This is a genomic window from Bacillus cereus group sp. BfR-BA-01522 (genome assembly GCF_022662635.1).
Taxonomy (GTDB): domain Bacteria; phylum Bacillota; class Bacilli; order Bacillales; family Bacillaceae_G; genus Bacillus_A; species Bacillus_A cytotoxicus.
Genome location: NZ_JAKUDY010000004.1, coordinates 343,493 through 356,937 on the forward strand (window position 1 = coordinate 343,493; position 13,445 = coordinate 356,937).

A 13,445-nucleotide genomic window follows, 5' to 3' on the forward strand; every position below is an offset into this window, starting at 1 on the left:
CAGATATCAGCAATGTATTTTCATAAATTCTTTCTACATTATGACTCATTGTCAGATATTAAGATAGAAATGAAAGATATCACCTTTTGTACAAATGTAAAAAGCTCGCATTTCGCGAGCTTTTTATTAATATACAGATGTATTCTCCGCTGACATATTTTCTAAAATCTCTTTCACTCGACCTAAGAACTTGCCACAGATCAAACCGTCAAGTACGCGATGATCAAGCGATAAACATAAATTAACCATGTCACGTGCCCCAAACATGCCGTTATCCATAATAACCGGACGTTTTACAATTGATTCTACTTGTAAAATAGCAGCTTGTGGATGGTTAATAATACCCATAGATTGAACAGAACCAAATGATCCTGTGTTATTAATTGTAAATGTACCGCCTTGCATTTCATCTGGTTTTAATGATTTTGTACGAACTTTCGTTGCAAGCTCCGTAATTTCACGAGCAATACCTTTAATTGTTTTTTCGTCTGCATGTTTAATCACTGGAACAAATAATTCCTCTTCTGTTGCAACAGCAATAGAAAGGTTAATATCTTTCTTCTGAACGATTTTATCACCAGCCCACATAGAATTAATTTGCGGGTATTCTTTTAACGCTTGTGCAACTGCTTTTACGAAGAATGCAAAGAATGTTAAGTTAAAGCCTTCACGTTTCTTAAATTCATTTTTAATTGCGTTACGATACGATACAAGATCTGTCACATCTACTTCAATCATCATCCAAGCGTGAGGTGCCTCATGTTTACTGCGTAACATATTCGCAGCAATAGCTTTACGCACACCTGTTACTGGAATTTCAATATCACCAGGTACGGTTGGTACAGATACTGGTTTCGCTTCTGTTTTTTGTACTGGCGCTTTCTCTTCTGCTTTTGGCGCTTCTTGAGGAGTAGGTGTTGATACAGCTACTTCCTCTTTTTTCGCATCCGCTTGCGGAATATTTCCTGATTCCACAAGTTTCAAAATATCTTTACGTGTAATGCGTCCATTTGCTCCTGTACCTTCTACTACATTTAAATCGATATTATGTTCACCTGCAAGCTTTAATACCGCTGGAGAATAACGAGGTTTCCCGTCAGTTGGTTGCTTTGTTTTTGCTACTTTTTCAGCTGAGATAACCTCTGCTTTTGCTTCCTCTTTCGTTTTCTCTTCTACAGCTGTTGCTGCTACTTCATCTGCTCCCTCTACTTGAATGACACAAACAACTTCCCCTACAGCAAGTGTGTCTCCTTCCGCTGCAACTAACTCTTTCACAACCCCGGTGAAAGAAGATGGTACTTCTGCATTTACCTTATCTGTCATTACTTCTGCGATTGGATCATATTTATTCACATGATCCCCAACATTTACAAGCCATTTGCTAATTGTACCTTCTGTTACGCTCTCCCCGAGCTGAGGCATTGTAATATTTTCTACAGCCATGTATAGTCCCCCCGATTAAAATTCCGCAAGTTCACGCATTGCTTTTTCAACTTTATCTGGATTTACCATAAAGAATTTTTCCATTGTTGGTGCATATGGCATCGCCGGAACGTCTGGACCTGCAAGACGTGCAATTGGTGCATCTAAATCAAACAGACAATTTTCAGCGATAATCGCGGATACTTCGCTCATAATACTTCCTTCTTTATTATCTTCCGTTACAAGAAGAACTTTACCTGTTTTTGAAGCAGCTTCAATAATTGCTTCCTTATCTAATGGATATACAGTACGCAAGTCAAGAATATGTGCAGAAATGCCATCTTTTGCTAACTTTTCAGCAGCTTGAAGAGCAAAATGAACACATAATCCATATGTGATAACAGTAATATCATCGCCTTCACGTTTTACATCTGCTTTTCCAATCGGTAATACGTAGTCATCTTCTGGTACTTCGCCTTTAATTAAACGATATGCACGTTTATGTTCAAAGAATAATACTGGATCTTCATCACGAATCGCCGCTTTTAATAATCCTTTTGCATCATATGGTGTAGAAGGAATTACTATTTTTAAACCTGGTTGGTTTGCAAATAATGCTTCTACGGATTGTGAATGATACAAAGCACCATGAACACCGCCACCAAATGGTGCACGTATCGTTAATGGACAAGTCCAGTCGTTATTAGAACGATAGCGAATTCTTGCTGCTTCAGACACAATTTGGTTCACCGCTGGCATAATAAAATCAGCAAATTGCATTTCCGCAATCGGACGCATACCATACATTGCCGCTCCGATTGCTACTCCTGCAATTGCAGATTCTGCAAGCGGTGTATCGAGCGCACGCTCTTCGCCGAATTGATCATACAATCCAGTTGTCGCTTTAAATACGCCACCTTTTTTACCAACGTCCTCTCCTAATACAAATACTTTCTCATCGCGTTCCATTTCTTCACGCATTGCCAATGTAATCGCGTCAATATAAGACATTACAGCCATGAAACGTTCCCCCCTATTCTGCGTATACGTGCTTCAATGCATCTTCAGGTGCTGCATACGGAGCATTTTCTGCATATTCTGTTGCTTCATTTACGATATGCATAATTTCATCTAACATTTGTTTTTCGGATTCTTCTGTCAATAAACCTACTTCTTTTAAATAAGCAGCAAATGTAAAGATTGAATCTTTCTTCTTCGCTTCTTCCACCTCTTCTTTATCGCGATATACACGATCGTCATCATCACTTGAATGTGCTGTTAAACGATATGATACAGTCTCAATTAACGTTGGGCCTTCCCCGCGTCTGCCGCGTTCTGCCGCCTCTTTTACAGCTTGATATACTGCAAGTGGGTCATTTCCGTCTACCGTATATCCTGGCATACCATATCCAATCGCACGATCTGATACATTTTTACATGCTAATTGCTTTTCAAGTGGTACTGAAATGGCATATTTGTTATTTTCACACATAAAGATGACAGGTAGCTTATGTACACCAGCAAAGTTCGCACCTTCGTGGAAATCACCTTGGTTAGAAGAACCTTCACCAAATGTTACAAACGTTACTAAATCTTTTTTCTCCATTTTTCCCGCTAAAGCAATCCCAACGGCATGTGGTACTTGCGTTGTAACCGGAGACGATCCTGTTACAATACGATTTTTCTTCTGTCCAAAGTGACCAGGCATTTGACGACCACCTGAGTTTGGATCTTCCGCTTTTGCAAATCCAGATAACATCAGTTCTTTTGCTGTCATACCAAATGTTAATACTACGCCCATATCACGATAGTAAGGTAATACATAATCTTTTTCACGATCGAGTGCAAACGCTGCTCCTACTTGCGCCGCTTCTTGTCCTTGACAAGAAATTACGAATGGAATTTTACCCGCACGGTTTAATAACCACATGCGTTCATCAATTTTACGTGCAAGTAACATCGTACGGTACATTTCTAATACTTGCTCATCACTTAAGCCAAGCGCTTCATGGCGTTTTTCTTTTACTTCTGCCATTTTTCATAACCTCCTAAATCCACATTTTTATGCGTGTAACGCTTTTCCATCTACAGCTAGTGCTGCTTCACCAATCGCTTCTGATAATGATGGATGCGGATGAATTGTATGTGCCACTTCCCAAGGTGTTGCATCCAACACTCTTGCAAGGCCAGCTTCAGAAATCATATCTGTTACATGTGGACCAATCATATGGACACCAAGAATATCATTGGTTTCTTCATCAACCACAAGTTTCACAAACCCATCTGACTCTCCATATACAAGTGCCTTTCCGATTGCACGGAATGAGAACTTACCTACCTTTAGCTTATAGCCTTTTTCTTTTGCCTCTTGTTCTGTTAAACCAACAGATGCAACTTCCGGATTGCTATAAACACATTTTGATACCATAGAGTAATCAATTGGCATAACATCTTTTCCAGCAATATGCTCTACGGCAACGATCCCTTCATGTGAAGCCACATGTGCAAGTTGTAATCCTCCGATTACATCACCAATTGCATAAATGTGAGATTCTTTCGTTTGATAAAATTCATTTGTTTGAATGTATCCTTTTTCCACAACGATATCTGTATTTTCCAATCCGATATTTTGTGTATTGGCTTGTCTTCCCACAGATACAAGCATTTTTTCTGCTTGAAATTCTTTCTTTTCACCATTATGTTCTGCCTGTATAGTTACTCCATTATCTTTTCCTAATGTTTCTGGTAATACTTTTGCACCCGTCACCACCTTAATTCCTTTTTTCTTTAAGAGACGTTGCATTTCTTTTGACACATCTTGATCCTCAAGTGGAAGAACATGTTTTGCATATTCTAATATCGTCACTTCTACGCCAAAATCAGCAAGCATAGATGCCCATTCGATTCCAATTACGCCACCGCCAACAATAATAATAGACTTAGGAAGAGTTTCCATTTTCAAGGCGTGATCCGAGGACATAACGTATTCTCCGTCTAATTCTAATCCAGGTAACGAGTTTGGACGGGAACCAGTTGCAATAATTACATTTTTCGGAATTAACATTTCATTCTCTTCACCATTTGTAAATTCAACCGAAATTGTTCCTGGCATCGGTGAGAAAATTGATGGACCTAGTATACGACCAATCCCTTCAAATACATCAATTTTCCCTTGCTTCATTAAGTGCTGAACCCCTTTATGAAGTTGCGCTACAATTTTTCCCTTACGCTCTTGTACTTTCGCAAAATTTAACTCTACATTACTTGTCACAACACCAAACTCTTCTCCCTTTTTAGCGGTTGCATATACTTCCGCACTACGGAGTAAAGCTTTGCTTGGAATACACCCTTTATGCAAGCACGTGCCACCAAGATGATCCTTTTCAACAAGAGCTGTTTTTAGTCCTAACTGCGATGCACGAATAGCAGCAACATATCCACCTGTTCCGCCGCCAACGATGACTAAATCATATTCTTTTGCCATTCTCTCAACCCCTAGCTACCGTTTCTTTTTCTCGTACAACATACTCTTTTGGAGCTTCTTCTTCCCGTAATACACGAAGGGCTCCTTCCGCTAATGCTTGTAACTCATCTTCTCCAGGATGCACAATGACATCTGCAATCCAATTCACTCGTTCTTTTATTTCATTTATTAGAATTTTGCTATACGCAAGTCCACCAGTTAATACAATCGCATCGATTTTCCCATGAAGAACTGCGCTTGCTCCTCCAATTTCTTTCGCAACTTGATAAGCCATTGCTTTGTAAATAAGAGTTGCTTCAGGATCACCTTTTTCAACCATATTTTCTACTTTAATCGCATCATTTGTACCAATAAGACTTACTAAGCCGCCTTGTCCAACAATCTTTTTCATCATTTCGTCACGGTAATAATTTCCAGAAAAACACATTTCTATCAATTGACCTACAGGCACTGTCCCAGCACGCTCTGGACTAAATGGCCCTTCTCCATTTAGACCATTATTTACATCAATGACTTTGCCATTTTTATGAGCACCAACTGTAATTCCGCCACCCATATGTGCAATAATCAAATTTAAATCTTCATATTTATGCCCAATTTCTGCTGCAACTTTACGTGCTACTGCTTTTTGATTTAATGCATGAAAAATACTTTTTCGTTCCATACCAGCAATTCCACTAATCCGAGCGATTGGCTCCATTTCATCTACGACAACTGGGTCAACAATGAATGCAGGAATATTTAATCCTGAAGCAATTTCATAGGCTAAAATCCCACCAAGATTAGAAGCATGATGCCCGCTATATCCATTTTTTAAATCTTCTAACATTGCTTCATTCACTGTATATGTACCACCTTCAATAGGACGAAGCAATCCTCCACGACCGCAAACAGCGCTTAATTTCGAAATATTGATGCCATGAGAATGAAGAATTTCTAGAATTGTTTCTTTTCGAAATTCATATTGATCAATAATTCGCTTATATTTCTTAATTTCTCCTGTATCATGGCGAATCGTTTCTTCTAAAACAGGTCTCTCATTATCAAAAACACCTATTTTTGTAGATGTACTACCAGGATTAATAACAAGGATTCGATTTACCGACAATGTTGCTACCCCCACCTATAAATTCAAAAGACAGTGGAAACCTCATGAGAGGTAACCACAGCTTTTGTAGAAGTTGTATATGAAAGATTAGCGACGGCTAATAATATCGTGACCGTTGCGTAAATATGTGCTACGAGTATTTTTTAAGCTTGCAATACGCTCTTCAGCTAGACGATCTGCTGCCACGTAAGTTGGAACAGAATCACGCTTTGAAATTTCAATCACTTTTTCGATTGTGTCATAAATAGACTCTACACGTTTTAATGCACGTTCTCTATTGTATCCATATAATTCATCAGCTACGTTAATTACGCCGCCTGCATTAATAACATAATCTGGTGCGTATACAATTCCCATTTCATGAATAATATCACCATGACGGTCTTCTTTTAATTGGTTATTTGCAGAACCTGCGATTACCTTTGCTTTAAATTGTGGGATTGTTTCATCATTAATTGTTGCACCTAGCGCACATGGTGCATAAATATCACATTCAACACCATAAATTTCGTTTGGTTCTACTGCTGTTGCTCCAAATTCTTCTACTGCGCGTTGTACCGCTTCTTTATTAATATCTGTAACAATTAATTGTGCTGATTCAGCATGTAAATGTTTGCAAAGGTGATACGCCACATTTCCAACACCTTGAACAGCAATCACTTTACCTTCTAAGCTATCTGTTCCAAAAGCTTCTTTCGCAGCTGCCTTCATACCACGGTATACCCCATATGCAGTTACCGGTGATGGATTTCCAGAAGAACCGAATGAAGGTGAAATACCTGTTACAAAATCTGTTTCTTCATGGATAATATCCATATCATCTACTGTTGTACCAACATCTTCTGCTGTAATGTAGCGTCCGTTTAACCCTTGAATGTAACGTCCAAGCGCTCGGAACATCGCTTCGCTTTTATCTTTTCTTGGGTCGCCGATAATAACTGTTTTTGCACCACCAAGATTTAAACCAGCTGCTGCATTTTTATATGTCATCCCTTTTGCAAGACGCAGTGCATCTTCAATCGCCGCTTCTTCAGAATCATATGTCCACATTCTTGTTCCACCAAGAGCTGGTCCAAGTGTTGTATCATGAATTGCAATAATTGCTTTTAATCCAGATTCTTTATCTTGACAAAATACTACTTGCTCATAATCGTATTTTTCTAAGTATTCGAATATTTCTAATGCCATTGTCATTTCCCCCTAATTGTTTTCCCCTTATTGGTTTATTTAGAAGCAGTGGCAATTGCCAAAGCTAACGAATATACTTTTGTTTCTGCTGAATCAGCACGCGATGTTAATATAATCGGTGCTTTTGCGCCCGCAATCATTGCTCCTACATTTGCCTTTGCAAAATAAACGAGTGATTTATATAGCACATTTCCAGCTTCAATTGTTGGGACGAGTAAAATATCTGCCTTACCTGCTACATCACTTGCTATACCTTTATGTTCTGCTGCAATTTGAGATACCGCATTATCTAAAGCGAGCGGTCCATCCACAATACAATCTTTAATTTGTCCACGGCGATTCATTTGCGTTAACATCGCTGCATCAATTGTCGCTTGCATTGCTGGATTAATCACTTCCACAGCTGCAATTGGAGCTACTTTCGGCAAATCATTCCCTATTGCCCGGGCAACTTCCACCGTATTTTGTATAATAGCTGCTTTTTGTGTTACATCAGGTGCAATATTCATCGCTGCATCCGTAACAAAAATAAAGCGATCATAATTCGGAACCTCAAAAACTGCAACATGTGAAAGAACGCCGCCTTTTCGAAGCCCCCACTCTTTATTGAGTACTGCCTTCAATATATTTGCTGTAGGAATGTTTCCTTTCATAAGTACATCTGCTTCACCATTTCTTACAGCTTTAACAGACAGTTCTGCAGCTTCAGCACTAGAAAGTGTTGCAATCACCGCAATGTCTTCAGATGATTGTAAACGATACTCTTGTAGCATACTCATAATCTTTTCTTGATTTCCATATAGACGAAATTGAGCTAACTGTAATTGAATTGCTTTTGCTACTGCTTCAATTACTTCATGATCTTCCGCTACTGCTACAGCCACTGTTTTCTTTGGCTGTTCTGCTACTCGATCAATTAAGTGTTTTAACTTCATATTTTGTAATCAACCCTTTCCGTCGTCCCTCATCTATGTATAAAGCAAATACCATGCCAACTTTCTAAAGTGGTCTTACCAATAATGAAAACGCATACAAAACATAGTAGAATCAACAATTTAAAAAATAACAGAATATTCTGTCCTAATTTGTCGTTTTTTATACACCATGCAATAAATTGCATAGTGCGCAATTTATTGCATGCTATTTTTTGCAGACTCGTATTTTTCTAACTTATAATACAAGTTTCGTACTGAAATACCTAAAGCTTTTGCCGTTTTTGTCTTATTGCCATTAAATTTATCTAAATATTCCCGGATAATATTCCCCTCAAACTCTGTAACTAAATGTTCAAGAGACTTTTCTTCTAATTCTGGTAATAAACGATTCGCCTTTAATTCAACTTGTTCATCTTTATGCAAAGAAGGTAAATGATGTACATCAATATAAACTTCATTGTAACTCATAAAAATAATCGCTCGTCCCAAAATATTTTCCAGCTCCCGCACATTTCCAGGCCAATCATATGATTGTAAATACTCAATTGCTGCTTTTGTTACTCCCTCTACATTACGCCCATAATCTTGATTAATCTTTTGAATTAATCTTTCTGCGATAAAAGGAATATCCTCTTTCCGTTGGCGAAGAGACGGAATTTGAATTGGAATTTTATTTAAACGATAATATAAATCTTCTCGAAATTCTCCTTCTAAAATCGCTTTTTCTAAATTTACATGAGTTGCAGCAATCACTCTTACATTAATTGGAATCGCCTTTGTTCCTCCAACTTTTACAATTTCTTTTTCTTGTAGCACTCGAAGTAATTTCGCTTGTGTACTAGCAGATAATTCTCCAATCTCATCTAAAAATATACTTCCATTATTCGCTTCTTCAAAGAGTCCTCGTTTCCCACCCCTTTTTGCACCAGAAAACGCCCCTTCTTCATAGCCAAACAATTCGCTTTCTAACAGATTGTCTGAAATTGCAGCGCAGTTTACACGAACAAATTTATTGTATTTTCGATTACTACCATTATGAATCGCATGCGCAAATAATTCTTTCCCTGTTCCTGATTCTCCTCGAAGCAATACTGTCGCTGGCGTATTCGCCCCAAGTTTCGCTTGCTCTATCGCCGCCATTATTTCATCCGAAACTCCAACAATATCATCAAAAGAATATTTTGCTTCGAGTGTTCGAATAATTTGTCTCGCTCGATGTAAATCATTTGTTAATTTTTGTATTTCTGAGACGTCACGAATCACCCCTACACTACCTTTTAATATTCCATCAACAATAACCGGGGCAACATTTACAATTACATCTCGCTTTTTTTGTCCAATTTTCATATGAATTCCCCGCACAGCCCTACGCGTACGAAGTACCTTCATATGCATACTCTCTCCCTCTACAATGTCAGTCGTTGCAGGTTTTCCAATTATATCTTCTTCTGACAGACCTGTTAATTTTGTATAGGCAGGATTTATAACAATCCCTCTCCCTTTCTCATCTACAACAGAAATTGCTTCTTCAGATGAATAAATAATTGCTTCTAGTAATGTTTGTATTTCTTTTAAATCCGTAACTTCCTCGGCCAAGTTTACAACTTCAGTAATATCTTTAAAAACGGCAAATGCTCCTTGAACTTCTCCATCCTCTTTCAAAATCGGAATGCGCGTCGTAATAATCTTTTTTCCGTTATCCAATGTAAGTTCCTGATTTACTTCGATTTGCTTTGTCCGTAAAATTCGAAGTAATTTACTTGTTGGAATTACTTCTAAAATATATTTTCCAGTAGCTTCACTTGTTGTATAACCTGTCATTCGCGCTGCACTTTTATTAAATAATTTTATAATCCCTTCTTTATTAACAACGATCATACCATCATGTGTAGAATTTAAAATCAAATCTTTCTGCTGCGTTTGAGCTTTTAATTTTTCAATTAAATCTTCTTTCTCATGAGCGAGTTTCGTAACGATCTTAGCAATATTTCCCGGTATTAGTAATGTATGTTCATGCTTTTTTTCTAAAAGAACTTTATGTAGATGCTCATCCCCCGTCATATCAAAAATGACGTCCACATGTTTTTTTAAAAAAGACTCTATATGATCTCCAGTTGGAATTGATTGCTCTTTTGCAAGTTGCAATCCCTTCGCATTTGGATTTATATCAATAACCCCAATCATTTCAAATATATTTGAACGTCTCAACAAACTTAATATTGTACTTCCACCTTCACCTGCTCCGATAATGAGAACTTTTTGTTTCATACATTACACTTCCTTTCGAAGTACCTCTGCAAGCTTTTTCACACCTTTATCTTACTCGCTCTTCTTTCTCTTGACAAACACCCATTGTATATTTCATCATTTAGTATATACAAAATTATCTGAAAAGGAGATTTTCTATGCAACGTTACTTTGCCCTTCTCCTAGCACTTATTCCGATTTCATTAGCCATGTTAGGGATTAAATTAATGAGAGATACTGTATTCGGCATTCTACTTTCTCCCTTCCCTGTATTATGGCTACAATTTCTAATTGGCACATGTTGTTTCGCTGTCGGTTTTTATCTTTTTGGTGGTTTTATTTTGCACCGTGATCGAAAACGAAACAAAGTACAGCCTCGCTTCAGAAGATAAGGAAACCCTCCCCATGAGTCGAATTTTCACAAAACCTTCCATTAAGATATGAATAGAATAATAAGATAAAAATTAAGACCCTTCTCACGAAAGGTCTCATTTTTTATCTTGCAACAGTGCTCTAGCTGTTTCCGGATAATCTGTAATAATCGCCGAAATATTCATGTCAAAATATTTACGAATCACTGTCTCATCATTAATTGTATACGGACGAACCTCTACTCCACTCTCCATTGTTAATTCCGCAATTGCATCTTGAAGATAGCGATAATTTGGATGAATTGCAGTTGCTCCCATCTTTTGCGCATATGCCCAAGGACTATGTAATCCTTCTCGATATAAAATCGCCGTTTGAATATCTGGTGCCATCATATGACAATGTTTCATGCTGTAATGATTAAATGATGACAAAATAACCCGTTCCTCCAAACTATACTTTCTCACAAGTGTAATGACTTCTTCTTCCAATCCTCTATAAGGAACTTTGTTATTTTTAAGTTCAATATTCAGGAGCAATGAATTGGATTTTAACCAATCCAACACTTCCTCTAATAAGGGGATATGACAAAAGCCTACTTTTTCATTAAATTTATAACTTGCATTTAACTTTCTTAAATCTTCATACAAGTAATTTCTTACTGCTCCTTTTCCATTCGTTGTCCGATTAACTGTTTCATCATGAATAACAACAACTTTTCCATCTTTCGTGAGTTGAACGTCTAATTCAACCCCATTTGCCCCAAAAGATTCAGCAGCTTCAAATGAAATCATTGTGTTCTCTGGGTACGTACCCGCTGCACCGCGATGCGCAAATATAAGAGTCATCTTTACTCCCCCAATCTATGCTATACTATACGAAAAAGGAGGTACTTCTATGAGACCATTACAAATTTCTCCAGATACTGCAATTCGTCTATCAAAAGCGTTAGGTGTTCCACTTGAACAACTTATGCATATGCCGCAGCATATTTTAATTCAAAAACTAGTTGAATTAGAAAAACAAAATAACGATGAAGAATAATATAGTCCTGTATTTGCAGGACTTTTTACTATCCTTCTCTCTCTTTCTTCCTAATACCTTTCATAATTCTATCACGAGAACTGAGATGAAAATACTTCTATCTATACTATCAGGCTAAACAACAATCATTTAAAAAAGGAGCGTTAAAATAAAAATAATGAAGATAATCCAGCACCTCAAAGCTCTGATGTAGATGGTGGTGGCGACATTGGGTGACGAAAACTGCAGTGATACATCTGCATACTAAGACCATGGTGCGGCAGTGTGTAATGAACAAAAAAAGGACAACAAAAAAACACCGCCTCTCAATAGTTTTCATAACCACTAAAAGAACAGTGTTCATCAGCAAACGACCGAGTTATTGATCGGTCCGAAAAAACATGTATCGCTCAACGCTCTCTAATAATATTAGAGTCGTTACTAATAATTTCAACTCGCCTTATGTTCAAGCCTTAATTTATCCGCAACCATTGCAATAAATTCGGAATTCGTCGGTTTTGCTTTTGACATGGATACGGTATAACCGAATAAAGATGAGATAGAATCAATATTCCCACGGCTCCATGCTACTTCAATCGCATGTCGAATTGCACGTTCCACACGACTTGCAGTTGTATTATATTTCTTAGCGATATCTGGATATAATACTTTCGTAATAGATCCTAACAACTCAATGTCGTTGTACACCATAGAAATTGCTTCGCGTAAATACATATATCCTTTAATATGAGCTGGGACACCAATTTCGTGAATAATGCTCGTAATACTCGCATCTAAATTTTTCGGTTTTCCATCTGCTGTTGTTACCGATCGGAAAGATGGTAGTGGGCGTTTTATCGCAGCATTTGTTTTACCACTTACTTGACGAATATGACTCGTTAAATTCTCCATATCAAATGGTTTTAATATGAAATAAGAAGCTCCTAGATCAACTGCTTTCTTTGTCACATCTTCTTGCCCAAATGCTGTTAACATAATAACATTCGGTTGTTTTAGTCGTTCAATATGTCGCATTTTCTCCAGTACTGCTAGGCCATCTAAATGTGGCATAATAATGTCTAAAACGAGTACATCTGGTTGTTTTTCTTTTAATAAATTTAAACATTCTTGACCATTATAAGCCGTTCCGATTACTTCCATATCATCTTGGGCAGCAACATAACTTTCTAGCATTGATACCAATTCTTTATTATCATCCACAAGACATACTTTGATTTTCTCCACAGCTTTTCCTCCCTCACCGAATCAAATTTTCCGACATGTGTAAGCTTCTAGGCTACATGAATTGTTCGACAATTGTGTGAAATTTCCCTTTTAAAGTTTCTAAATTCCGATAAAATCACAAAAAAATATATTTATCGTTCATTTCTTTTTTTTCGCATCACATTCCATCATAGAATTACAACGAAATATCCATTCTTTTCTTTTATTTTACAACAAAAAACAGCTCTTGCGGAGCTTTTCCAAAATTTCAACGAATTTCTCAATAAAAAAGCAAGCTGATACACTAAAATGTACCCTATAGGATAGACACTTAAAAAAAAGGTCTATTCTATAGGGTATTTCTTGTATAATGAGAGAAAAATGAGAATCGGAGACATTTCAAAATGACGAAAAAACTATTTACAGAAAAAGAAATTGAAATACT

At 37.3% G+C, this 13,445-nt stretch carries 12 protein-coding genes; 2 read left to right on the forward strand and 10 right to left on the reverse strand.

Annotated features, from left to right (window positions below):
* Positions 1–126: 126 nt before the first annotated feature.
* The 8 genes from MR059_RS08840 to MR059_RS08875 all read right to left on the reverse strand — a co-directional run bounded on the left by MR059_RS08840 (position 127) and on the right by MR059_RS08875 (position 10,405).
* The gene (locus tag MR059_RS08840; RefSeq protein ID WP_048721691.1) at positions 127–1,443 is read right to left on the reverse strand and encodes a dihydrolipoamide acetyltransferase family protein; all 1,317 of its coding nucleotides are present in this window, start codon (positions 1,441–1,443) and stop codon (positions 127–129) included.
* Between the two features lie 15 nt (positions 1,444–1,458).
* A complete protein-coding gene (gene bfmBAB / locus MR059_RS08845; protein ID WP_012095315.1) occupies positions 1,459–2,442 on the reverse strand; it encodes a 3-methyl-2-oxobutanoate dehydrogenase subunit beta in 984 nt (327 codons plus the stop codon).
* Positions 2,443–2,455: 13 nt separating this feature from the next.
* Positions 2,456–3,457 carry a 3-methyl-2-oxobutanoate dehydrogenase subunit alpha gene (bfmBAA, locus tag MR059_RS08850; protein ID WP_012095316.1) on the reverse strand — a complete coding sequence of 334 codons (1,002 nt, stop codon included), beginning with the start codon at positions 3,455–3,457 and terminating at the stop codon, positions 2,456–2,458.
* Positions 3,458–3,484: 27 nt separating this feature from the next.
* Positions 3,485–4,906 carry a dihydrolipoyl dehydrogenase gene (gene lpdA / locus MR059_RS08855; RefSeq protein ID WP_048721689.1) on the reverse strand — a complete coding sequence of 474 codons (1,422 nt, stop codon included), beginning with the start codon at positions 4,904–4,906 and terminating at the stop codon, positions 3,485–3,487.
* Positions 4,907–4,910: 4 nt separating this feature from the next.
* Positions 4,911–6,014 (reverse strand): butyrate kinase, encoded by a 1,104-nt coding sequence (gene buk / locus MR059_RS08860; protein WP_012095318.1) that lies wholly within the window; start codon positions 6,012–6,014, stop codon positions 4,911–4,913.
* An 87-nt stretch (positions 6,015–6,101) separates the two neighbouring features.
* Positions 6,102–7,202 (reverse strand): leucine dehydrogenase, encoded by a 1,101-nt coding sequence (locus tag MR059_RS08865; protein ID WP_012095319.1) that lies wholly within the window; start codon positions 7,200–7,202, stop codon positions 6,102–6,104.
* 35 nt (positions 7,203–7,237) lie between these two features.
* Entirely contained in the window at positions 7,238–8,137 is a 900-nt protein-coding gene (gene yqiS, locus MR059_RS08870) for a phosphate butyryltransferase (RefSeq protein ID WP_012095320.1), read from the reverse strand.
* Between the two features lie 195 nt (positions 8,138–8,332).
* On the reverse strand, positions 8,333–10,405 hold the full coding sequence (locus MR059_RS08875; protein ID WP_012095321.1) for a sigma-54 interaction domain-containing protein: 2,073 nt from the start codon (positions 10,403–10,405) through the stop codon (positions 8,333–8,335).
* Between the two features lie 137 nt (positions 10,406–10,542).
* Here MR059_RS08875 and MR059_RS08880 point away from each other — a divergent pair, with 137 nt between their 5' ends.
* The gene (locus MR059_RS08880; protein ID WP_012095322.1) at positions 10,543–10,776 is read left to right on the forward strand and encodes a DUF2627 domain-containing protein; all 234 of its coding nucleotides are present in this window, start codon (positions 10,543–10,545) and stop codon (positions 10,774–10,776) included.
* A gap of 96 nt (positions 10,777–10,872) precedes the next feature.
* On the opposite strand, the gene MR059_RS08885 is transcribed toward MR059_RS08880, so the two are convergent.
* Positions 10,873–11,601, reverse strand: coding sequence for a glycerophosphodiester phosphodiesterase (locus MR059_RS08885; RefSeq protein ID WP_012095323.1), 729 nt, complete (start codon positions 11,599–11,601; stop codon positions 10,873–10,875).
* Positions 11,602–11,650: 49 nt separating this feature from the next.
* Between MR059_RS08885 and MR059_RS08890 the strand changes: the two genes are divergently transcribed.
* Positions 11,651–11,797, forward strand: a complete 147-nt coding sequence (locus MR059_RS08890) for a YycC family protein (RefSeq protein WP_012095324.1) — start codon at positions 11,651–11,653, stop codon at positions 11,795–11,797.
* A gap of 429 nt (positions 11,798–12,226) precedes the next feature.
* Here the strand turns inward: MR059_RS08890 and spo0A are convergent, their stop codons facing one another.
* Positions 12,227–13,021, reverse strand: coding sequence for a sporulation transcription factor Spo0A (spo0A, locus tag MR059_RS08895; protein WP_012095325.1), 795 nt, complete (start codon positions 13,019–13,021; stop codon positions 12,227–12,229).
* Positions 13,022–13,445: the final 424 nt, after the last annotated feature.